General features: G+C 57.7%; 21 protein-coding genes. 9 read left to right on the top strand and 12 right to left on the bottom strand.

Annotation, left to right across the window (positions count from 1 at the left end; all coding sequences use genetic code 11):
- Positions 1–182 precede the first annotated feature (182 nt).
- The 4 genes from recG to mutY form a co-directional block, all read right to left on the bottom strand.
- Positions 183–2,276: an ATP-dependent DNA helicase RecG gene (recG, locus tag LGH74_RS15975; protein WP_226177193.1), complete on the bottom strand. Its 2,094-nt coding sequence runs from the start codon at positions 2,274–2,276 to the stop codon at positions 183–185.
- A 105-nt stretch (positions 2,277–2,381) separates the two neighbouring features.
- Positions 2,382–2,978: a gliding motility lipoprotein GldD gene (gldD, locus tag LGH74_RS15980; protein ID WP_226177195.1), complete on the bottom strand. Its 597-nt coding sequence runs from the start codon at positions 2,976–2,978 to the stop codon at positions 2,382–2,384.
- A gap of 164 nt (positions 2,979–3,142) precedes the next feature.
- A complete protein-coding gene (locus LGH74_RS15985) occupies positions 3,143–3,571 on the bottom strand; it encodes a single-stranded DNA-binding protein (protein WP_226177197.1) in 429 nt (142 codons plus the stop codon).
- 95 nt (positions 3,572–3,666) lie between these two features.
- Positions 3,667–4,758: an A/G-specific adenine glycosylase gene (gene mutY, locus LGH74_RS15990; RefSeq protein ID WP_226177199.1), complete on the bottom strand. Its 1,092-nt coding sequence runs from the start codon at positions 4,756–4,758 to the stop codon at positions 3,667–3,669.
- A 195-nt stretch (positions 4,759–4,953) separates the two neighbouring features.
- On the opposite strand from mutY, the gene LGH74_RS15995 reads away from it, so the two are divergent.
- The 3 genes from LGH74_RS15995 to LGH74_RS16005 all read left to right on the top strand — a co-directional run bounded on the left by LGH74_RS15995 (position 4,954) and on the right by LGH74_RS16005 (position 8,167).
- Complete coding sequence (locus LGH74_RS15995) at positions 4,954–5,259, top strand: HU family DNA-binding protein (protein ID WP_100338688.1); 306 nt, start codon at positions 4,954–4,956, stop codon at positions 5,257–5,259.
- 77 nt (positions 5,260–5,336) lie between these two features.
- On the top strand, positions 5,337–6,230 hold the full coding sequence (locus LGH74_RS16000; protein ID WP_226177201.1) for a tetratricopeptide repeat protein: 894 nt from the start codon (positions 5,337–5,339) through the stop codon (positions 6,228–6,230).
- A 326-nt stretch (positions 6,231–6,556) separates the two neighbouring features.
- Complete coding sequence (locus LGH74_RS16005; protein WP_226177203.1) at positions 6,557–8,167, top strand: Rne/Rng family ribonuclease; 1,611 nt, start codon at positions 6,557–6,559, stop codon at positions 8,165–8,167.
- A 302-nt stretch (positions 8,168–8,469) separates the two neighbouring features.
- Here the strand turns inward: LGH74_RS16005 and LGH74_RS16010 are convergent, their stop codons facing one another.
- A complete protein-coding gene (locus tag LGH74_RS16010; protein WP_226177204.1) occupies positions 8,470–9,165 on the bottom strand; it encodes a porin family protein in 696 nt (231 codons plus the stop codon).
- A 105-nt stretch (positions 9,166–9,270) separates the two neighbouring features.
- Between LGH74_RS16010 and gldB the strand changes: the two genes are divergently transcribed.
- Together gldB and LGH74_RS16020 are read left to right on the top strand one after the other, a co-directional pair.
- Complete coding sequence (gldB, locus tag LGH74_RS16015; protein WP_226177205.1) at positions 9,271–10,269, top strand: gliding motility lipoprotein GldB; 999 nt, start codon at positions 9,271–9,273, stop codon at positions 10,267–10,269.
- Between the two features lie 108 nt (positions 10,270–10,377).
- Positions 10,378–11,580, top strand: coding sequence for a glycosyltransferase family 4 protein (locus LGH74_RS16020; protein ID WP_226177206.1), 1,203 nt, complete (start codon positions 10,378–10,380; stop codon positions 11,578–11,580).
- A gap of 49 nt (positions 11,581–11,629) precedes the next feature.
- Here LGH74_RS16020 and nth read toward each other — a convergent pair whose 3' ends face one another.
- The 5 genes from nth to LGH74_RS16045 all read right to left on the bottom strand — a co-directional run bounded on the left by nth (position 11,630) and on the right by LGH74_RS16045 (position 14,672).
- Positions 11,630–12,319, bottom strand: coding sequence for an endonuclease III (nth, locus tag LGH74_RS16025; protein ID WP_226177207.1), 690 nt, complete (start codon positions 12,317–12,319; stop codon positions 11,630–11,632).
- A 162-nt stretch (positions 12,320–12,481) separates the two neighbouring features.
- On the bottom strand, positions 12,482–12,712 hold the full coding sequence (locus LGH74_RS16030) for a hypothetical protein (RefSeq protein WP_226177208.1): 231 nt from the start codon (positions 12,710–12,712) through the stop codon (positions 12,482–12,484).
- Positions 12,651–13,286 carry an RNA polymerase sigma factor gene (locus LGH74_RS16035; RefSeq protein ID WP_226177209.1) on the bottom strand — a complete coding sequence of 212 codons (636 nt, stop codon included), beginning with the start codon at positions 13,284–13,286 and terminating at the stop codon, positions 12,651–12,653. Before LGH74_RS16035 ends, LGH74_RS16030 begins: the two co-directional genes overlap by 62 nt.
- A 312-nt stretch (positions 13,287–13,598) precedes the next feature.
- A complete protein-coding gene (locus LGH74_RS16040; protein WP_226177211.1) occupies positions 13,599–14,171 on the bottom strand; it encodes a DUF6799 domain-containing protein in 573 nt (190 codons plus the stop codon).
- Between the two features lie 75 nt (positions 14,172–14,246).
- Complete coding sequence (locus LGH74_RS16045) at positions 14,247–14,672, bottom strand: hypothetical protein (RefSeq protein WP_226177213.1); 426 nt, start codon at positions 14,670–14,672, stop codon at positions 14,247–14,249.
- A gap of 189 nt (positions 14,673–14,861) precedes the next feature.
- On the opposite strand from LGH74_RS16045, the gene LGH74_RS16050 reads away from it, so the two are divergent.
- A complete protein-coding gene (locus LGH74_RS16050) occupies positions 14,862–16,163 on the top strand; it encodes an MFS transporter (RefSeq protein WP_226177215.1) in 1,302 nt (433 codons plus the stop codon).
- Between the two features lie 118 nt (positions 16,164–16,281).
- Entirely contained in the window at positions 16,282–16,863 is a 582-nt protein-coding gene (locus LGH74_RS16055; RefSeq protein WP_226177217.1) for an RNA polymerase sigma-70 factor, read from the top strand.
- 20 nt (positions 16,864–16,883) lie between these two features.
- Here the strand turns inward: LGH74_RS16055 and LGH74_RS16060 are convergent, their stop codons facing one another.
- Positions 16,884–17,282 carry a toxin-antitoxin system YwqK family antitoxin gene (locus LGH74_RS16060; protein WP_226177218.1) on the bottom strand — a complete coding sequence of 133 codons (399 nt, stop codon included), beginning with the start codon at positions 17,280–17,282 and terminating at the stop codon, positions 16,884–16,886.
- Positions 17,279–19,156, bottom strand: coding sequence for a type VI secretion system tube protein TssD (gene tssD / locus LGH74_RS16065; RefSeq protein WP_226177219.1), 1,878 nt, complete (start codon positions 19,154–19,156; stop codon positions 17,279–17,281). The genes LGH74_RS16060 and tssD overlap by 4 nt, the downstream gene beginning before the upstream one ends.
- A gap of 210 nt (positions 19,157–19,366) precedes the next feature.
- Here tssD and LGH74_RS16070 point away from each other — a divergent pair, with 210 nt between their 5' ends.
- Positions 19,367–20,095 carry a head GIN domain-containing protein gene (locus tag LGH74_RS16070; protein ID WP_226177220.1) on the top strand — a complete coding sequence of 243 codons (729 nt, stop codon included), beginning with the start codon at positions 19,367–19,369 and terminating at the stop codon, positions 20,093–20,095.
- A gap of 243 nt (positions 20,096–20,338) precedes the next feature.
- Positions 20,339–22,702, top strand: a complete 2,364-nt coding sequence (locus LGH74_RS16075) for a TonB-dependent receptor (RefSeq protein ID WP_226177221.1) — start codon at positions 20,339–20,341, stop codon at positions 22,700–22,702.
- The last annotated feature ends 8 nt before the right edge of the window (positions 22,703–22,710 follow it).

A 22,710-nucleotide genomic window follows, 5' to 3' on the forward strand; every position in this document is an offset into this window, starting at 1 on the left:
TTTTACCCGACAGGTAAGGTTAGAGCACACCTCGCACGGTGGTGGAAGCCGGCTATGGCAGGCTACGGCACCTTCTCCCTCTTCCCGTTCCGCGGAGTCATTCGAGTAAAAAGTATCGGCAGGCGACTTTTATAAGTCGCCTTTTTTTATGTCCAAACGATTGCGCACCGCCAAAAGCCGCTTTAACTGATCCGGCTCCAGTTGACGGCCGTAGCTGGTAGCGACTCAATGTGGCGCCGAATGTTCAGGTTCTGGGGTTGGCTCAGGCCAGGGTCTTCAGCCAGCAGCCGCTGGGCCGCTGCCCTCGATTCGGAGAGAATACGGCCGTCCTTGGCCAGGTCGGCAATGAGCAGGTCGAGCACGCCGCTTTGCTGGGTGCCCATCAGGTCGCCGGGGCCGCGTAGCTTTAGGTCGATATCGGCTATTTCGAAGCCGTTATTGGTGCGCACCATCGTTTCGATGCGGGTGCGGCTGTCTTTGCTGAGCTTGTAGCCCGTCATCAGGATGCAGTAGCTCTGGTCGGCGCCACGGCCCACGCGGCCCCGCAGCTGGTGCAACTGCGAAAGGCCAAACCGCTCGGCGCTTTCAATCACCATTACGGAGGCATTCGGCACGTTTACGCCCACTTCGATGACGGTAGTAGCCACCATAATCTGGGTTTCGCGCTTCACGAAGCGCTGCATTTCGTAATCCTTTTCCTCGGCCTTCATCCGGCCGTGCACGATGCTTATCTCGAATTCCGGAAAAGCCCGCGCTACGCTCTCGTAGCCATCGGTGAGGTCCTTGTAGTCCAGCGTTTCCGATTCCTCAATCAGCGGGTACACGATGTACACCTGCCGCCCGAGGTTGATCTGGTCGCGCAGAAACTGGAATACTTTCAGCCGATTGGCATCGTAGCGGTGCACGGTCACAATGGGCTTGCGGCCGGCAGGCAGCTCATCAATCACCGACACATCCAGGTCGCCGTAGAGCGTCATGGCCAGCGTTCGGGGAATCGGCGTAGCTGTCATTACCAACACGTGGGGAATTACGTGGGGGTTTTTCTGCCACAGCTTCGAGCGTTGGGCCACCCCAAAACGATGCTGCTCGTCCATGATGGTGAGGCCCAGATTGCGGAACTGCACCACATCCTCCAGCAGCGCGTGGGTGCCCACCAGCATGTGCATGGTGCCGTCGCGGAGCTGCTCGTGCAGCACGCGACGCTCCGAGGTGCGGGTGCTGCCCGTGAGCTTGCCTAGCTTGATGCCGAGCTGATCGGCGTAGGCCTTAAGGCCCACGTAGTGCTGGTCGGCCAAGATTTCGGTGGGCGCCATCAGGCAGCTTTGGGCCCCGTTATCGGCCGCCATCAGCATCGAAATGAAGGCCACGATGGTTTTGCCCGAGCCTACGTCGCCCTGCAAGAGGCGGTTCATCTGCCGGCCGGCGCAAAAATCCTTGTAGATGTCGTGAATTACGCGCTTCTGGGCGCCGGTCAAATCGAAGGTGAGGTGGTTTTTGTAGAAGTCGACCAGCGTGGGTACTTCCTTGAAAATCTGGCCGGCCAAGGTCACTTTGCGCTGGTCGCGCTGGCGCAGGAGCTTGAGTTGTACGTAAAAAAGCTCCTCAAACTTGAGCCGGAACCGGGCTGCCTGCAGCAGCTCGGTGCTCTGCGGGAAGTGAATCTGCTGGTACGCCTCGGCCTTGCCCATCAGGCCGTAGTGCTGCACCAGCTCCGGCGACAACGACTCCTGTACGTGCGGCAGAGCAATCTTGAGCAAGTCGCTGGCCATGCGCGCAATAGCCTTGCTGTCGATGCGGTGGTAGTTCTTGAGCTTCTCGGTGGTATTGTACACCGGCTGCAGAAAGCTCTGGCCGGGCTTGGCTTCGGTTACTTCCTCCAGGTCGGGGTGGGCCATCTGGGGCCGGCCGTTGAACACGGTCGGCTTGCCGAATACGATATACTCCTGGTGATTTTTGATGACTTTCTCCAGGTAGTTTACTCCCTTAAACCACACCAGCTCCAGCTCGGCACTGCCATCCGAAACCTTGGCCACCATGCGCTTCTTCGGGCCTTCCCCGATGACTTCACGGTTACGCAAAACGCCCTTGACCTGCACGTAAGGCAAATCCTCGTGCAAATCGACAATCTGGTAGAACTGGGTCCGGTCGAGGTAGCGGAAAGGATAGCGCTGAATCAGGTCACCGTAAGTGAAGATGTTCAGCTCCTTTTGCAGCAGGGTAGCCCGCTGGCTGCCCACGCCCCGCAGATTCTCAATTTTGGTATTGAAAAAACTCATTTCATTTAACAATCAACATTTATCATTTAACAAGTTCACGTTGCCAGGCGGCTTACCCCTGATGAGCAGCAGGCTGTTAAATGTTAATTGATAAATGTCAAATGATTAGCGGAATTTCAAGGTATTGAGCATGTGCACCACGTCCTTCTTCACGTAGTCGATAACCGGGGCCAGCGAGTCGTTAGCCGTGGCCGTGCGGAAGTACAGCGCGCCCCGAAAGAAGTGGTGGGTGCTGTCGGTGGTGTAGAACTGGAACTGGCTAGGCACTTCTCCAGACAGCTCAAAAATGGCGACCCGCATGCCGCCGGGTGTTTTTATCACGCTTTCATCAATGGCCGAAGCCTTAATCTGGTGCTTGGCCGTGAGCTTGCGGGCATCTTCCAGCAGCTTGTTGAGCAGCTTTGGGTCTTGCCTTAGCGGTACGTAGGTTATTTGCACGTTGGCTTTCAGGCGGGGGTAGTAGATGTTAATCCAGTTGGGCTGGGCCAGGTACGACGAGTCGCGCAACACTTTGGCCTGCCGCGAATACTCGAAGCTGTACGGGCGCCCCGGCGCCAACAACTGGTAGCTGGCCGCCGGCAGATCGATGCGGTTATAGCCCTTGGGCTTGGGCGTATAGTCGGCCGGCGACGAGCAGGCCGGCAACAGGATGCCAAAGGCCAGAGTGGCCCGCAGACCGCGCAAAAGTGGGGATACAGGCATTTAGAGCAGCGCAAATTTACTGTTCAAAGGTAACTAGAATCGGATACCTATCCAGCCGAGCAATGCAAGGCAGAAAAAGCCTGGTTACTACTATTATTGGCTCCAACGCAAAAAGCCCCGGCGACGTGCCAGGGCTTTGCTGAAATCAGGGGCTACCAGTTCTCTTAGAAGGGCAATTGGTCGATTTCGGGCTCTTGGCGGAAGGTCTGGGCTTCCACCGGCTGCTCAGTGCTTTGGCCGTTGGCTTGGCCCTCAGTGTGCGGCCGGCCGCCCAGCATCGAAATTTCATCGGCTACAATTTCGGTGATGTAGCGCGTCTGGCCGTCTTTATCCTGGTACTGGCGGGTGCGCAACTTGCCCTCAACGTAGATCTGCTGGCCTTTTTTGAGGTACTTCTCAGCCATCTCAGCCAAGCCGCGCCATGCCGTAATGTTGTGCCACTCGGTCCGCTCCACGCGGGTCCCAGATTTATCCTTGTAGTAGTCGTTGGTAGCTAAGGTGAAGTGGGCTACGCTCGAGCCACCTTCCAAATGCCGAACCTCTGGATCCTTGCCCAGGTTGCCTACCAGAATTACTTTGTTGATGCCAGCCATTGCTTGGTTGTTAAGTAGTTAAGAGTTGTCGATAAAATATCTTTACCTTTTATAAAAATAGGGCTTTTTGATTATAAAACCAAATATTTTAGTTTTTATTTCCAGAATTTGTCAATGTAATTAGCAATGAGCACCGGTTTAGGCAAATCGTGGGCCTGTTCAGCCGTAAAAGGCGCCAAGCCAGAAGCCGCCAGCGCCGCCACCGGCAGGGGCTGGGCCAGCCAAACCGAGTGAAAGCGCGCCTCTACTTTCTGGTGGCTCAACACATGGCGTAAGGCCAGCACCGGCTCCTCGGCCTGGCCAGTAGCTATCTGTCCACCTACCCCGGCTACGGCTTCTACCAGGTCGAGGGCCGGTAGCTCAGCGGCATCGGTTTCGGTCAGGGCGAAATCGTAAAGGCCTTGCCAAATGTCTTTGGCAACGCGCTTCTTCAGATACAGCGTGTCGCCGTGCCGTAGTACTATATAATGGAAGTAGCGCGTGCGGCTGGCTTTGGCCTTGCTTTTTACCGGCAGTTCCTGCACCATACCGTGCTGAAAGGCGTAGCACTGACTTTGCAATGGGCAAAACAGGCAGTCCGGCTTCAGGGGTGTACATTGAATAGCTCCAAACTCCATAATGGCCTGGTTAAACTCATCGGGCGCGGCGGCCGGAATCAGCGTGTCGGCCAGGGCCTGAAACTCCTTGCGAGTAGCTGGCGCGGCTATATCGGAGGCAATACCAAACACGCGCGCCAGCACCCGGTACACATTGCCATCCAGCACGGCTACTTTTTCGCCAAAGGCAAAGGAGGCAATAGCCGCCGCCGTATACTGGCCCACGCCACGCAGCTTAAGCAACTCAGTATAGGTATTGGGAAAGACGCCTTCATACTCGCGCACTACCTGTTGAGCCGTGTGGTGCATGTTGCGGGCGCGGGAGTAATAGCCCAGCCCCTGCCAGTGACGCAGCACTTCATCCTCGGGCGCGGCAGCTAAGTTGTGCACCGTGGGGTAGGTCGTGATAAAGTCCAGGTAATAAGGTAAGCCCTGCTTTACCCGGGTTTGCTGCAAAATAACTTCGGAGAGCCAGATGGCATATGGGTCGCGGGTGTGGCGCCAGGGCAGGTCGCGGCGGTGGCGCGGGTACCATTCCAAGAGAGCCTGGGCAAAATAGGGATGAGCAGAAGCAAAAACGGAAAGAGACAAATGTTTGATATATAGATGTTTGAAGAACAAATGGGACGCTAAATGGATTGCGGAAAAAGTATTGCAAAACCAAAAAAGGGGACTACCTTTGTGGCCCGAATTCTTAAGCGAAAAGCCTACCGGGCAAGGGCTTACGTGTTGAATCGGGAGTTTTTGCCCAGCATACATTTTTCACACCTTAGTACACATACCAGCGTGACTAAAGCAGAAGTAATCGCCGAAATCGCCGACAAGACCGGCATTGAGAAGACCGACGTATCGGCTACCGTTGAAGCATTTTTCAAAGTGGTAAAAGATTCGATGGCCGATGGCAACAACATTTACGTGCGTGGCTTCGGTAGCTTCGTAAACAAAAAACGGGCAAAGAAAGTCGCTCGCAACATCTCAAAAAACACTTCGATCATCATCGACGAGCACTTCATTCCGAGCTTCAAGCCGTCGAAGACCTTCATCGGTAAGATCAAAAACAGCAAGAAGATCAAAGAGACGGCTCAGGCCTAACTTTCTTTCTTCGTAACATTGCCGGCCGAGCCGCCGGGGATTCCAAGTTTGGGAGCCCGGCGGCCTGCTTTTTCCACATGGCTTCACGTCCTTCTTCCCATCAGCTTTTAGTTCTGGCCGTCGCCCTCGCACTGGTGGCCGGATTATTCCTGTTGCCAAAAGGAATCGTAAAACCCAAGGAAGGTAAAGCGGAACTGAGCAAAGACGCGGCCCGCACGGCCAACCGTGACAACGGCGCGGCCGCACCCTCTACGGCTTCCGTAGATGGCGCGGCCCCGACTGGCGCTACTCCCGAGCAGCCGCACATGGCAATAGCTCCCGAGCAGCGCCGCGAAATCGGGGCGTTGCTGGCGAAGTACACGGCCGAGCCTGACCCCGCTGCTAAGCTGCGGCTGGCTTCGGATCTGGCGGGCAAGTACCGCGCCGTCGAGAAGTTCGACAGTGCCGGCTACTACTTCGAGCAGATTGCCGTGGCCCGCCCCGGTGAGCAAGCCTGGCAGCGTGCCGCCGATGCTTACTACGAGGCCTTTAGCTTTGCTACTACTGAGGAGCGGGCGAAGCTGTTGGGTGCCAAAACCAAGGAGCTCTATGAGCGGGTGTTGAAAAACAACCCCGATAACCTCAAGGCCAAAACCAACCTGGGAATGGCGCTGATGGCTGGCGACAATCCGGTGGCGGGCGTAACGCTGTTGCGCGAAGTGCTGGCTGCTGATCCTAAAAACGAAGAGGCCCTCTACAACCTGGGTGTCTTGTCGTTGCGAAGCAATCAGAACGATAAAGCGGTGGAGCGGTTCCGGGAGTTAACGCTGGTAAATCCGGAAAATGCCAACGGACAGTTCTACTTGGGCGTATCTTTGGCCCTGACCGGCGCCAAGGAAGACGCCCGCAAGGCCTTCACCAAGGCCAAAAGCTTGAGCACGGACCCCGGCTTCACCGCCTCCGTGGACGAGCAATTGCAGAAATTGAATTAAGTTTTTTACAACCCTAACCTCATCAAACATGCCCTGCGGTAAAAAGAGAAAGCGTCATAAGATTGCCACTCACAAGCGGAAGAAGCGTCTGCGCAAGAACCGTCACAAGAAGAAGTAAGCCCTTTCCGGGTTTGCTGGCGGCCGGTCAAACGCTTTGACTTCGAAGGCCGTCTATCTCTCACGTAGAGTATCTCGAGAGTGGCTAAAAGTTCGCTTTTCCCGTGGCTAAGAAGGGAAGCTGGTGCCTTGTGCACTGGCTTCCCTTTGACGGTTTCGGGGGATAGGGCTGCGGCTGATTTCGGTGCTCACTTAACTTATCTGACCCATTGAGTAACGAATTAGTCATTAATTCTACTCAGGAAGGAGAACGGATTGCCCTGCTCCAGGATAAGCGGCTCATTGAATACCACTTTGACCGCAATGACACCAACTATTCCGTTGGTGACATCTTCCTGGGTACGGTCAAGAAAGTTATGCCCGGTCTGAACGCCGCGTTCATTGACATCGGGTATCAAAAAGACGCGTTTCTGCACTACGGCGACTTGGGGGAGAACTTCCCTTCGCTGCTGAAGTGGAGCAGAGGCGTACAATCGCAGAAAATTACCGTCGGGGCGCTCAAGAACTTCCAGTTCGACGGGCAGCTCGACAAAGTCGGCAAGGCCGCCGACGTCTTCAAGAAGGGCCAGCAGCTGCTGGTTCAGATTGTGAAAGAGCCGATTTCCACCAAGGGGCCGCGCTTATCCATGGATATTTCCATGGCGGGCCGGTATCTGGTGCTGGTTCCTTTTTCCAATACGATTAGCGTATCCAAGAAAATCGTCAGCAAGACGGAGCGGGAGCGGCTTAAGCGGCTCATTGCATCTATCAAGCCCGACAATTTTGGCGTAATCATCCGCACTGTGGCCGAAGGCCGCGAGGTGGCTGAGCTCGACCGGGATATGCAGAGCATGACGGCCAACTGGGAACAGCTCTTCACTGCCTTGCGCACGGCCAAGCCGAACGACAAGGTGCTGGGGGAACTGGGCCGCACCAGCTCCATGATTCGCGACATGCTCAACGAAAGCTTCGACTCCATTACTGTGGATTCGGCGCCGATGTATGAGGAAATGCGCAGCTACCTCCAGAAAATTGCGCCCGACCGGCTCGGCCTGCTCAAGCTCCACACCGGCAAGGTGAAAGTATTTGAGCACGTCGGGATTGAAAAGCAGCTTAAAACGCTGTTTGGCAAAACCGTAACGGTACCGGGCGGCGGCTACTTGGTGATTGAACACACCGAGGCCCTGCACGTCATCGACGTCAACTCGGGCAACAAGAGCAACCAGGAAAGTGACCAGGAGGCTACGGCTCTCATGATCAACATGCTGGCAGCTAAGGAGGTAGCCCGGCAGTTGCGCCTGCGCGACATGGGCGGCATTATCGTCGTCGATTTTATCGACATGAAGAGTGCCGATAGTCGCAAAAAGGTGGAAGATGCCGTGAAGGACATCATGAAGAACGACAAAGCGCGCTTCACGATTCTGCCCATTACCAAATTCGGGCTGCTGCAGATTACGCGGCAGCGCGTACGCCCCGCCGAGAACATTGTGACCGGTGAAGTGTGCCCCACCTGTGGCGGCACGGGCAAGATTTCGGCCTCTATCCTCGTAACGGACGAAATCGACAATAGCATTGAGGACCTGCTGGTTACCCAAAACCAGTCGGGCATCACGCTGTACGTACACCCCTTCCTGCACGCTTATTACACCAAGGGATTGGTGTCGAAGCAGATGAAGTGGTATTTGAAATATTATAAGTGGGTGAAAATCATGAAGGATACTTCATTGGGCCTCACTGACTACCGCATCGAGGATGAGCGAGGCGAGGAAATCGAATTGCATTCCCCCGCCGCCGCCATGAGCCGCCTCCAGGACCGGGAGGTGGAAGAAATTACTGATTGACGGTTTTTCTGCGAAAACCTTCCTGATAAGAAGAAAGCCCTCGTTGCTCGGCAAGAGCAGCGGGGGCTTTTTCGTTTTAATGTGCTAATTCTTAATGTGAGGAATGTGCTAAATGTGGAGGGTATGTACAACTTGTCCTTGCGAGGCGCAGACGTAGCAATCCGTCCTCTGGAATGTGGCGAGTTTCCTAAGGTGAAAAGCCCTTTATCGAACCAACGATAAAGGGCTTTCTGGTAGAAGGCTGTGTCGTACTGTGCAGAGGACTGGTTGCCACGGCTGCACCTCGCAAGGACAGAGCCGGTTTAGAACTTCAGGCCGAAATCCAGGGCTACTTCGTTGTTTTTGAGCGTTACGTCCTGGAAGCCCCGGTCCTTATCAAAGTACTTGTCGATGTTGACTAGGCCGCGGTGGTAGGAAATACCGCCGAATACCTTGGTGCTCTGGCCCAACTGATACTCAACACCGGCGCCAACAAGGCCCGACAAGTCGGGGATGATGACGTGCTTGGAAGATTCGGTTTCGGCGTTGCCGTTGCTGGGGTCGGTATAGCGTTTCTCACCATTAATGCGGGTGGCAATAACGCCGCCGGCCGTGCCACCAAGCTGGAAGTAGAGTTTGGTGTCGGTGGCAATATCGTTGGTGAAGAGCTTCACGCTAATGGGCACTTCCAGGTACTGCAGACCGATTTTCTGTTCCCGGGTCAGGCTGGGATCTGACGAAACCGAAGCTGGGTCACGGTCACGGTAGCTGATGGTGCCGCCTTTGCCGGTGAGCCACAGGCCGGTGCTGAAGGCGTAATTCTGCCCAAAGAAATAGTCGACCACCAAGCCGCCACCCAGACTGAGCTTGCTCTTTTCGTTCTGGAAATTCAAGGCTGAAGGGGAGTCGGCGCGCAGATAGGTAATGGACGGCGAGAGTTTCAAGCCAATTTCAACCTGTGCCGAAGCCGTGCCAGCCGACGCACCCAGCGTCAGCATTGCGAGAAGCAATTTTTTCATAAGAAGAGGAAAAGAGTCAGGCTTTAGACGAAAGACAGCCGTGCGGCGTTTCGTTTTGGCTATTTTCGCCCTAAAGATAGAAGCGTGACGTACATTCCTGCCTATATGCGCCTTTTGCTGGCCTGTTTTCTGTGCACCGGCGTGCTGCTGAGCGGCTGCACTTCCAACGAAACCTGCCAACCCGACCCGGAAGTGGCCAAAGTGCCCGTAACGGTGCTACTGGAACGACTGGAGCAGCCATTCTTTAAAATCAAGACAGTGGATGAGGCCAAGGAGTTTATCCGCCAACAGCCGGCTTTTGCTACCTATTTTCTGGGGCGCAAGCAGTTTCCCTCGGAAGAGGTGCTGGCCAAGCAGTTGGTGGGGCTCTCCACTGAGCCGGGGCTACGCAAGCTGGGGCAGGATTCGGAAGCCGCCTTCAAGGACACCGAGGCGCTGCGGGGCCAGCTCAAGCAGCTGTTTCAGCACGTGCGCTACTATTTTCCCGCGTTTCCGGTGCCGCCGGTGAAGACTTTCGTGAGCGGGCTGAGCCAGGATATGTTCGTGAATGATAGCCTGATGGTGCTCAGCATCGACTTCTTTGCCGGCCCCAAAGCTAGTTACCGGCCCAACGTGCCCGAGTATATTCTGCGCCGCTATGAGCCGGCCTACATGCTGCCCACGGCCGCGCTGGCCATTTCCAGCAAGTACAACCAGAAGAAGCTCACCGACCAGACAATGCTGAGCGAGATGGTGCAGTTTGGCAAGTCGCTCTACTTCGCCGAGAAAGTGTTGCCCTGCACCGCCGATTCGTTGCTGATTGGCTTCACGGACAAGGAGCTGGCCAACGTGCAGTTCAACGAAGGCAAGGTGTGGGCCCACTTCATTGAAAAGAACCTCATCTACAACACCAGCCCGTTCACGATTCAAAAGTATATCGGGGAGCGGCCTAATGTGCCCGAAATCGACAAAACCTGCCCCGGTCGGGTAGGGGCCTGGGTGGGCTGGCAGATTGTGCGCAAGTACATGGGCGAGCATCCCAACGTAACCCTGGCCCAGCTCATGGCGCAGAAAGACCCCCAGCGCATCCTGAACGAGTCGCGCTACCGGCCCCGGCGGAAGTGATAAAACAGTAGGAGCAGCCAATAGCGGCGCAGTAACCTGCATTTCGTTCTTTCAGGAATTAGGGGCGAATTCCTAATTGCTAATCCCTAATTCGTAAGTAAAAAGCCGGTGCACATTGCCGTTTTCAGCCAGTACCACACCAACCCCGACTGTCCGGCCACGAGCCGGCACTACTCGTTGCTGGCGCACCTGGCCCGGTCGCACCGCGTTACGCTCATTACCACCAGCACCTGGGAAGCCCAGCGCCTGACGCAGGAGTATCCGTGGCTGCCGGAAGGCGTAGAAATTCGAGCCGCTGAGGTACCTTACGAAAACAAGATGGGTGTGGCCCGGCGCGTACTGTCGTTTGGGCAATACGCGGCCTATGCCGTGCGGGAAGGCCTGCGCCTGGAGCGCCCCGACGTTATCTGGGGCATCAGCACGCCGCTGACGGCCGCCTGGGCCGCGGCCCGGGTAGCCCGGTGGCGGCGGGTGCCGTGGGTGTTCGAAGTGCAGGATCTGTGGCCCTCTTTCCCTATTGCTATGGGGGCCGTGCCGAGCGGTTTGGCGCAACGGCGGTTATTTGCCCTGGAAAAAAGCCTGTACCAAAGTGCTAGTCATATACTGCCCCTGTCGCCCGACATGACGCGCTACGTCGAAAACCTCGGCATTTCGCCCGCTAAAATCACGACGGTGCTCAACGGCACTGACCTGGAGCTGGCAGCGCTGGCTACTGCCGAAACCGTAGCGAATCTGCGGACTGCGCACGGCTTGCAGGGCAAGCGCGTGGTGTTGTACGCCGGTACTTTTGGGCGGGCCAATGATATTCCGACCCTGGTATCCGCCGCCGAGCAGCTGGCCCTCACCCAGCCCGATATTGTGTGGCTATTCATGGGGCTGGGCTTTCATGAGCCACTGGTGCGGGCCGCCGCGGCCCGGTGTGCTGCCATTCGGATAGTACCGCCCCAGCCGCGCCACGCCGTTTTTTCGTGGTTTAAGCTGGCCGATATATCCGTGGTTTCCTTCCTGGATATGCCCGTGCTGGACGCCAACTCGCCGGCCAAGTTCTATGATAGCCTGGCCGTCGGCACACCGGTCGTCGTCACCAACCAGGGCTGGACAAAGAGTTTTGTACAGCAGTACCGTTGCGGCTGGTATGTACCGGGCAGCAATGCCGACGCCTTACAAAGGCTGCTGACGGAAGTGCTGGCACAGCCCGATAAACTGGCGGAAGCCGGCCGCAATGGCCAGGTAGTAGCCGCCGCGCAATTCGACCGACAGCAGATTGCGCAAACCGTGCAAGACATTCTGGAAAGCAGTACGGGCTGTTAAACCCAGGAGAACTGGTTTTATACTAAGTTGTACCAATGGACAGGCTGAATCAGATTTCTACGTTGGTAGCTGGATTCAGATCCTCCGCGCTAGGCTTGCCAAAATGGGTAGCATAATACTTGCAAAATCCCTTCAGTGGGCATATTTCACACTTTGGGCTCCGGGCCACGCACACGTAGCGCCCGTGCAGAATAAGCCAATGGTGGGCTTTGGGAATAAGACTTTCCGGTATATAACGCACCAACTCCTTCTCCACGGCCAGCGGCGTAGTAGCTTTTTGCGGTACTAGCCCCAGCCGGTGCGACACCCGGAAGACGTGCGTGTCGACGGCCATTGCCGGCTGATTGTAAATCACTGAGACGATGACATTGGCCGTTTTGCGGCCGACGCCCGGCAGGCGCTGCAATTCCTCGATGGTGCTAGGTACTTCCGAGTTGAATTCGGAAACCAACAGACGGCCCAGACCAGCTAGGTGCTTGGCTTTGTTGTTGGGGTAGGAGACGCTGCGGATAAAAGGGAAAATCTCTTCGGCCGATGCTAAGGCTAGGTGAGCCGGTGTAGGAAACCGCTCCAGCAGCGCCGGCATAATCTGATTAACCCGCTTATCGGTACACTGGGCGCTGAGTACCACGGCCACGATAAGCTCGTACGGATTGCCGTAGTGCAGCTCCGTTTGAGGTTCAGGAAAGTGCGTGGTAAAGTAATTGAGGAAGTGGCGGAACCGCTCGGGCTTGCGCATGGCAGAAAGCTATAAGCACTGGGAGAGCGGCAAAATAACGCCAAAAAAAGTCATCCTGAGCTAGCCGGAAGCTTGGTTACCGCCCGACTTCGTGGGAAACGAAGCAGACCAGCGCGCCAAGACACTCAGCAAACTCAGGATGACTTAAGAGGATTGTACGTTTTACCCAGCCTTGAGAAAGGTGCGGGAGTACTGTAAAATCGAATCGGTGGTGCGCTGGGAAGGCGTGCTTTTTAGGCCTTCCAGGCAGCGCTGGGCCAGTAAGAGGTCGGCGCACACTGTCGCCAGCTCGGCGTCGTGGAGCAGCGTCTGCTCTACTTCCTGGTGCTCGTTAGCCGGCAATTCGTTGTATACGTACCGGAGCAGTTTCTCGTGGGTAAAGGTTTTGATCATAGAAAACGGGTTGTGCGGCCATCTTCTTCCGCAGGTTGATCAGCGCGTAACGCATACGCCCCAGCGCCGTGTTGATGCTGACCCCGGTTGCATCCGCAATTTCCTGAAAGCTCATGTCGCCGTAGTGGCGCATGACGAGCACTTCTTTCTGTACGGCCGGCAAGTCCTGAATCAGCTCTCGAAGACGGGCGTAAGTTTCCTCACGGGTGATGGTTGCTTCCGCTCCCTCTTCTGCCAACGACAACGAGTTGAACGCATGACTTGTTGTATCAAGGTTCAATAAAGGGCTACGTTTTTCGCGCCGAAAGAAATCGATGGCCAGATTGTGGGCGATACGGCAGATCCAGGACGAGAATTTGCCTTCCTCGTTGTAGCGCCCACTCTTCATGGTGTGGATAGCCTTGATGAAAGTATCCTGCAGCAGGTCTTCGGCAACGTCTTCATCGCGCACAATCAACATGATAGTGGTGAAAACGCGGCTTTTGTGCCGATCTAACAATAGGGCGAAAGCATCTTCCTTACCGGCGATGTAAAGGGATATGAGAGCGGAATCGCTCGGCTGCATGGTGTCCATAAAGGCTACGGGTTAAAGGAACGTAGAGCTTTAGGCCATAGAGTGCAGTTGCCGGTGAAATTGAGAAAGTTTCTGAAGGGGAGATGAAGTTTCCAAATGTAGAAAACGGCAACACCATTCGCAATGCATGGTTGCGTCAAAACCAAAATAATTTTTGCCTTTTAAAACAATTTATCCAATAGTGTATATCAACTATTTAGTATTGAGTGCGAAGACGATAAAATTTGTCGAGCCAAAATTCGTTTGCGCGGGTACCTAAAGGCACAAAAAAGCCCGCCGGAGCGGGCTTTACAGCACGGGCTGGATTCGGGTTCAGCGCCGTAGTTGAGAGTCGATACCCTGGAGCTTTGTATCGATGGTCGCGGCCCCAGGATTCGGGCCCACAGCGGCCGTGGTGCGTTCGGCGAGGCGGTCGGAGAGCTGCTGCAGCAACAGCAAGCGCTGCTCGGTGCGGCGCAACTCGGTGGCTAGGCGCTGCGGTACCAGAGGCAGCGAGCCGCCGGGCAGCGTGGTTTCGGTGGGCTGGCCGGTTACCTGGCGGGCGTGCTGCTCAATGGCGGGCGCCGACATCATGTCGTCGGTGAAGTTGACTACCGTACCCTGCATGTTCACGGCCTTGCCTTCGGGCAGCATCTGGCGCGAACCGTCCTTGCCCACCATAATGCCATCGGGGCGCACGGTGAGGCCATTGGCCATCGTGATAGGGGCCGACAAGCGGCTGCTTTGGCCGGCCTGCAGGCGCAGCGTAACGCCACCGCGCCGCACGACGCCATCCTTCAGGCTGGGCGCTGGGGTAGTAGCAGTGGGCTGGGTTTGGGCCCGGGTGGGAGCAGCCGTCAGCAATACGCTGCCGACGGCGAAACAGGCAAGAACGAAGTAGCGCATGAAAACCGGAACAGTGGGTGAGGAGGGAAAAACAGAGCGTACCTTTTCCTGCTGACGCGCTTTGCGGCCGGAAGGTTACGCGTTGTTTTCGTGGGCGCGGCGGCGGGCCAGCCACTCGGTGGCCAGGCCTTCGTCGCTGAAGAGGCGCACGTGGCAGTCGGCGTTGGAAACTAGGGGCGCACCGTTTTCCTGGTCCACGTTGCTCAGGTGAGCCGGCGACATCAGAAAGGCCAAGTAAACCCGGCCACCGAGCAGGGGTGTGAGGCGGGGCAAAAACGTGCTGAGAACCCACTGGGTGGAATCTTCGCTGATAGTGCCGCGGCGGCGCAGGTCGAGCAGCCAGTAGCGCACCCGCTGGGGCGCGGCGGCCCGCAGCGTGGCTTCGTAGCCCTGGCGCACCTCGTCGGTGCTGACCTGCCGCAGCCAGCGCCCGAGCAGGGTGCCAAGGTCTTCGCGCAGGGTAAGCTCCACAAAATCGGCAACGGTAGTAACGGTGGGCACGGGAGACAAGGGAAAGAAAGGTGGGTGGCGCGGCTAACGGCATAAGTACCGGTTAGTAAGATAGAGAATACGCGGCAGTATTTCAAGCCGGATTACTACTACGGCCTAGGCCAAACAAAGGGCCAAACCAGCCGTTGGCCCCGGCTTTCGGCTTACCTTTGCCCGGCTTCCTATTCTGACCAATCCTTTATGGCTGCTGATACTTCCCTCACGCCCCACGACCCTTACGCGGCCCTCCGCATTCCTGACTTTCGCCGGCTGATTTCGGCCCGAGTCTGCTTCACGGTGGCCACCCGGGTGCAGGGCCTGGTGGTGGCCTGGCAGATATTCCGACTCACGAACGACCCGCTGGCCCTGGGCTTCATTGGGCTGGCCGAGGCGCTGCCCAGCATCGGGGTGTCGCTCTACGCGGGCCACGTGGCCGATTCGGTGAAGCGCAAGAACATCATTATGGTAACCGTGACGGTGCTGCTGCTGTGCGCGGTGGCCTTATGGGGCCTGGCCTCGCCGAGCGGGCTGCCGCTGCTGGCGAAGGACTCGTTCTACACGCTGCCGCTCTACATTGTCATCTTCATCAGCGGCATTGCGCGGGGCTTTCTGGGGCCGGCTTTGTTTTCGTTTATGCCCCAACTGTTGCCCAACCGGGAGCGGCTGGCCAACGCCATTACCTGGAACAGCACGACTTACCAGGCATCGGCGGTACTGGGGCCGGCCATTGGTGGCTACCTGGTGGCCCACCTGGGCGTGGCCAACTCCTACGCCGTAGCGGCGGGGCTGCTGCTACTGGCAGTGCTACAGTTTGGAGCCATTGCCTCGCGGCCCTTGCCCGAACGGGAAGGCGAGAAGCTGAGTTTGCAGGAAAGCGTGCTGAGCGGGTTGAAATTCATCTTCAGCAACCAGCTGGTGCTGGCCGCGCTGGCCCTGGATATGTTTGCTGTGCTCTTTGGTGGGGCCGTGGCGCTGCTGCCGGTTTTTGCCGTTGATATTCTGCACGTGGGAGCGGCCGGGCTGGGCCACCTGGAGGCGGCGCCAGCCGTGGGCTCGGTGCTGATGGCCGTGGTGCTAACGTATTTCCCGCTGAAGCGGCACGCCGGGCGCAAGCTGCTGTGGGCCGTGGCGGGCTTTGGAGCGGCTACTATTGCCTTTGCCCTGTCCACCAACTTCTGGCTGTCGTTGGGACTACTGTTTCTCACCGGCGTGTTCGACTCGGTGTCGGTGATTGTGCGCTCCACGTTGGTACACACCTTTACGCCGGAGTACATGAAGGGCCGCGTATCGGCCGTGAATAACATCTTCATTGGTTCGAGCAACGAAATCGGGGCCTTCGAGTCGGGGGCGGCGGCTAAGCTGCTGGGTGTAGTGCGCTCAGTGGTATTTGGCGGAATAATGACCATTGTAATCGTGCTCATTACGGCCGCCCGGGCCGATAAGCTGCGGACCCTGGATATGACTCCGCAAAAGCCAGTGCCCGAGCCCGAACCCGCGGTATAAAGCCGGACGAACTCGCATAAGTATGTGAGGAAAGGGTAGGGGAAACGCTATATAGTGTAGCTTTGCCCCTGAATTATGCCACTTCCGGCAGCTACTGGCTTTGCGGCCACCCCGCGCTATGGCTACTTCCGATGCTCCAGACGCTTTAGAAGCCCGGCTCGCCCACTTGCGGGCCTCCGACGCCGAGGCGTTTATGGAGCTGCTGTTCCGCGAATTCTACCGGCCGCTGGGCAACGTAATTCAGCGCGTCGTCAGAGACAAGGAGGCTACTGAAGACCTGCTGCAGGATGTGTTTCTGCGCATCTGGAACGGGCGCGACACGCTCGTCATCAGTACCACCTACCGCGCCTACCTGCACCGGGCGGCCCTGAACGCGGCTCTGCGTTACCAGGAACGCGGCAAGCGGCAGGTCGCCTGGGACGACGCGCCGGTATCGGCCGAGCCGCGGGTTGATGATGCCCTGCACGCGCTGTACCAGCAGGAAGCCGAGGGCTCGGTGGAAGCCGCCCTCGACCTGCTGCCGCCCCAGTGCCGGGTGGTGTTTACCATGAGCCGCTACGACGAGATGAGCTACCAGCAGATTGCCGATACGCTCGACATTTCGCCCAAAACCGTGGAAAACCAGATGGGTAAGGCCCTGCGCATTATGCGCCAGCAGCTCAGCGGCCTGCTCAAAAACCTGTACTCGTTGCTGCTGTAGCCCCGCAATCAGTCGGGCGGCTACTTCGGGCAGGGGCATTTGCGCGTACTCACGGGGCGGCCGGCGCGGTAGGTTTCCTCTTTGATTTTCCGCTCGCCTTGGTAATACCGCCAGACGCCGGTTTTGAGGCCTTTCGTGAATGTGCCGGTGCTGTGCCGGTTGCCGGTGACTTTGATAGGTGAAGACACGGCGTCGAGGTCCACGTGGCCGGGCACTGTCTCGGTTTCGTAGATATCGTACGTGCCGTTCATGGGTTGCTTGTCATCCGTCCGGAAATAGTGAATTCCGTCGGTAGTGCGATAAATGTCGTTCGTAACGATGGGAGTGGTGGGCTGAATCTGCTTGTGCTGGCTGACGCACGAAGTCGGCCATTGCAGGCTGAAGAGCAGAACCAGCAGCGCTAGGGGCAAGTGCTTCATTTGTTGGCGACTTTAGAGCCGTAGAAATTGATGGTGTCCGTCTGCATCAACGCCCATTGCCAGTGCCAGAACGAGCGGTCCTGGTTGTAATAGTCCATGATATTTTCCGACGAGCCTTTCGTGAAGAGTAGCTTGTTTTTGGCGTAGGTGCGCAGCTCATCCTCCACGGCCGCCAGGCTTTGCTCGCTGCTGCTCAGATACTTTTTCTGGTCGCGCAGGTTGGCTTCTTCCTGCCGGGAGTCTTGGCCGATGCTTTTCATCTTCTTTATGTTACCGGTCATCGTCTTCACCAGGCCCTGCTGTAGCGTTATCAGTTTCTTGATATTCGCCTTATAAGGGCCCAGCGCGGCAATGCGCTGCTTGGTGTCGCTGTCCAGAAACGAGTGTCGTAAGCCTAAAACGTGCCCCATTTCGTGGGCGAAGGTGCGGGTGCCCGTAATACCCTGAGAAAACAGGACCAGATTCGACGACGCCGAGGGGGATATCTGCCCAAAGCCGTAGATGAAGCCGTTGGGGTTGTTGTCCTCAAACTCCAGGCTGGTCATGAAGATGGTGACGCCCCGGAAGGCCGGCAGCGTGCTGACTTTCTGCGACACGTAACTCAACAACGACTCATTGCCGTTCTTGTCTTTGAGCTCGTTCGTGGCCGGGTTGTAGTAGCCTTCCTTAGCCCACTGCTTGGGGTCGAAGGTGACGACGTGGGGCTTGGCCGGCTGCTCAAACGAGCATTCGATAAAGGCCTGGTTGAACGACTTCGTGTTCAGGTAAGTGGTGAGTGTGGGTAGGTGGGCCTTAACCTTGGCCTGCAACGCCTGTAGCTCGGCGGCCTTGGTAGCGCCTTCCCGGGCCATATAGGCCACCCGCAGCGGCAGCTTGTACTTGTACTGATTCTCCACCACGCTGATTTGCCCGACGGTGGTGCCCAACTCGTCCTTGACCAGCAGCTTGGTGGCCGGGCCGGCGCGCAGGCACTTGATGCTGATGCTGATGGCCGAATTATCGGCGGGCGTCAGGCGGATGGCCTCGTTGGTTTGCCCGTTCACCGTCACCTCGTAGGCCGCATTGGGCGCGAAGGTGAGGTAGTCCTGGCGCAGCGCCTCCGAGTTGAGAAACTGCGTCGTCATGAGCAGCGTGATGGTCTGGCCCGGCTGCATCGCCAGCCAGGGCGCGAAGTAGGGCTTGCCGTACACCGAAAGGCGCGTGTATTCACGGCGCACCTTGTCGAGCAGAGCCGGGTGGGTTTTCACGGCTTGATAGGTATGGGTGGCCTCGTCGAAGGCATACTCGAAGTTGGCAATGTCGGTATCCTGCACTTGCTCGATAGTGTCGGTACCCTTTTTCCACTGCAGCCAGTCGAAGCCGAAGTCGCCGTCGTAGATAGTTTTGCGGCTGAAGACAACCTGACATTTCAGGTCGGGCGGGCTGGGCTTATCCTGCCCTACGGGCGGCCGCTCCCGGGCCGGAGCTTCGGGCAGGAAAGGGTGCCGTTGCCCATCAACATACCACACGGGCGCTTTAATATGTACCAGCTCTAGCAGGGCCGGCAGGCCATCGGCCCGGCCGGGCTCAAATACGGTGTGGTGCGCTACTACGTAGCCTTCCTCAAATTCTACCTGCCGCAGGGTTTGGCCATCGGCGTTGTGGTAGGTGGCGTGGCCGCTCTGGGCCGTAGGGCGGGGCGTGGCCAGCAGCAGATCGGTAAAAAACCGGGTGTCGGAGCCGCTGCCGTCGAGCAGGATCCAGAGGCCCTGGGCCTGCACTTTGCTGGCCGGCGCGCCTCGCACGCCCAGGTACTGGCAGAACTCGTGGCCGGAGTTGATGATGGGCCACTCATACCCGGCAATGCGCAGGGTGCCGGAGAAGGAAATATTCATAGGAGCAATAAGGCTTGTCAGGCCGCCGGATCAACAGAGCCGACGGCTATTCGGGCGAAGAATAGTCTGCATAACCGGGCAAACATAAGTCATTTTGAGCCTGGGGACGGTTCGTGAAAAATATTTTGCCGCCGCGTAGGGGTAAGGGCCGGGCAGCGGGTCAGAGAGAAAGAACCATCCTTCTGCTGACCTCAAACCTTACCAACGGCTATGAAAAACCTGCTCTACCTCTGCCTGCTTCCCCTCGGCCTGCTGCTGGCCGGCTGCGACTGCGACGACATCTTCCCCGACAAAGTAACCGGCAGCGGCCCGGTGGTAGCCGAAACCCGCACCGTGGCCGGCTTCTCCCGCCTCGACCTGGCCGTGGATGCCGAGTTGTTTCTGACCCAGGGCCCCACCCGCACCGTGCGCATCGAGGCCCAGCAAAACATCCTGGACGTGCTACAAACCAACGTGAGCGGCGAAAAGCTGTCCGTCGGCTACGGTCGGGTGAACGTGCGCCGCCACGAGCCCATCAAGGTGTTCGTCACGGCGCCGTCGTTGTCGAGCGTATCGGTGTCGGGCTCGGGCAAGATTGTGGGGCAGAATGCCTGGCGGGTGGAAGACTTTGGCGTAAGCCTCTCGGGCTCGGGGGGCATAGAAATGAGCGTAGTGGGCGCCAAGAGCATGAGCACCAGCATATCAGGCTCGGGCGTGGTGCGGCTGGCCGGCGACGCCGAACACCACGACCTGCACCTGAGCGGTTCAGGCTCGGTGGAGGCTTTCCCGCTGACGACTCAGGCGGCCGAGGTCAGCATCAGCGGTTCGGGCAGCACCCGCCTTACGGTTACGCAGACCCTACACGCCTCTATCAGCGGCTCGGGCACGGTGTATTATAAAGGCCGGCCCTCAGTAACGGTACACACCTCCGGCTCGGGCCGCGTGGTAGATGCCAACTAACTCCGGTGGGGCTTTGGGTTAAGACATAACTATGTCTTAACCCAAAGCCCCCGGGTGCCTGCAAAAACAGACCCGTCGACCAGCCCAAACGGACGGGACGATTTTCAGAATCGACGGGTCCACTTTCTAAAGCGTCCCGTCGATTTTCAAAACGGACGGGACGATTTTTCCGAGCCTCGCCCGTCGGCTGGGGCGACTAATACGCTGTCATTTTCTTCGACTCATTCTTTAGTACGTGTAGCTATGCTTCGCTTTTTCGCGTTTCTCTCTTTGTTTTTTCTGGTTTTGACGCCCGACGTGCGGGCTCAGTCGGCGGCGGCCAGCGGCCGGGTAACGCTGAGCGGCTACCTGAAAGATGCCGCCAACGGTGAGGCGCTGGTGGGCGCTACCATCGTCGTAAAAAGCCTCAGCGTGGGTGCTACAGCCAACGAGTACGGCTTTTACTCCCTGACTTTGCCCAAGGGCACCTACACCGTTACCTACACCTTTCTGGGCTACGAGCCCCAGAACGTGACGCTCACGCTCAGTGAAAACCTGACCCGCTCGGTGCGCCTCGCTACCCAGGGCGTGCAAACCGGCGAGGTGGTGGTAACGGGTAAAAAGCCCGACGAGAACGTGAAAAGCACCGAAATGGGCACCACCCGTCTCGACATGAAAACCGTGAAGCTGGTGCCGGCCCTGCTGGGCGAGGTCGATGTGATTCGCAGCATTCAGCTGTTGCCGGGTATCAGCACGGTGGGCGAGGGGGCTTCAGGCTTCAACGTGCGCGGCGGCGGCGTCGACCAGAACCTGATTCTGCTCGACGAGGCCCCGATTTATAACGCCTCCCACCTGTTCGGGCTCTTCTCGACCTTCAACCCCGATGCCGTCAAGGACATCAAGCTGGTGAAGGGCGGCATTCCGGCGCAGTACGGCGGGCGGCTTTCCTCCTTGCTCGATGTGCGGATGAAGGAAGGCAACACCCAGCGCCTGGGCGTATCGGGCGGGGTGGGCCTCATCATGTCGCGCCTGGCCGTAGAAGCGCCGATTGTAAAGGATAAAGGCTCGTTTATTGTGGCCGGGCGGCGCTCCTACGGCGACTTATTCCTCAAGCTCGTACCCGACCAGAAAGACAACCAGGCCTATTTCTACGACCTCTCGGCCAAGGCCAACTACACCCTCGGCGAGAAAGACCGGGTATACGTGTCGGGCTACCTGGGGCGCGACGTATTCGCCTTTGGCAAGGCCTTCAAGAACACGCTGGGCAACCGCACCGGCACCGTGCGCTGGAACCACGTGTTCAACTCCCGGCTGTTTGCCAACGCCACAGCCCTGGTGAGCAAATATGACTACGGTCTGGGCGTGCCCGAGGGCAACCAGTCGTTTGAGTGGAAGTCGAACATCGTGAATTACAGCCTCAAGGCCGATTTCAACTACTACCGCACGCCCCAGAGCACGCTCAACTTCGGGGCCAGCGCCATTTACTACACCTTTCTGCCCGGCCGCGTCACGCCGCTGAGCTCCACGTCTATCTTCCGACCCATTGCCCTCGACGAGCAGCAGGCCGTGGAATACGGCGCCTATATCGACAACGAGCAGACGTTTTCGCCCCGGCTCTCGGCCCAGTACGGCCTGCGTCTGAGCATGTTCGACTTCCTGGGCGGCGGCACCGTGTACGACTACGAAGGCCCCAACGGCCGCCAGAAAACACCGGTGAACCCGCAGCAGTACTCGAAGGGCCAACTCATCAAGCGCTACCCCAATCTGGAGCCCCGGGCCTCGCTGCGCTATGTTTTGACCGACAACAGCTCGTTGAAAGCCAGCTACAACCGCATGGTGCAGTACATCCATCTGGTGTCGAATACTACGGCCTCCTCACCGCTGGACGTGTGGACGCCGAGCACCAACAACATCAAGCCCGAGCATGCCGACCAAGTGGCCGTGGGCTACTTCCGCAACCTGAAGGATAACGCCTATGAGGCCTCGGTGGAAGTTTTCGGCAAGCGCATGGATAACCAGATTGACTACATCAACGGGGCCAACACGCTGCTCAATAAGAACCTGGAAGCCGAGCTGCTCTACGGCACCGGCCGGGCCTACGGGGCTGAGTTCTACCTGAAAAAGAACGAGGGCAAGCTTACGGGCTGGGTAAGCTATACGCTGAGCCGCTCGGAGCGCAAGATTGACGGCATCAACAACAACGAGTGGTACGTGAACAAGTACGACAAGACGCATTACCTCTCGGTCGTGGGCATTTATAGCCTCTCGGAGCGCTGGACGGTGTCGAGCACGTTTAGCTACAGCACCGGCATTGCCACCACCTTCCCCGACTCGCGCTACGTGTACCAAGGCCTGGTGATTCCCAACGTGAACGGCGACGTGCGCAACAACTACCGCGTGCCTGCCTACCACCGCCTCGACTTGGCCGCTACCCGCGAGGGCAAGATTGATCCGGCCAAGCGCTGGCACAGCAGCTGGACGTTCTCGGTGTACAATGCCTATGCCCGCCGCAACCCCTACAGCATCTATTTCCGGCAGAACGAGGACAACCCGGCCAAAACCGAAGCCGTGCGCCTGTCCGTGTTCGGCTCGGTGCTGCCCTCAGTGTCCTATAATTTCAACTTCTAAGCCTGCGG

Origin of the sequence: Hymenobacter lucidus, from assembly GCF_020447265.1 — a bacterium.
Taxonomy (GTDB): Bacteria; Bacteroidota; Bacteroidia; order Cytophagales; family Hymenobacteraceae; genus Hymenobacter; species Hymenobacter lucidus.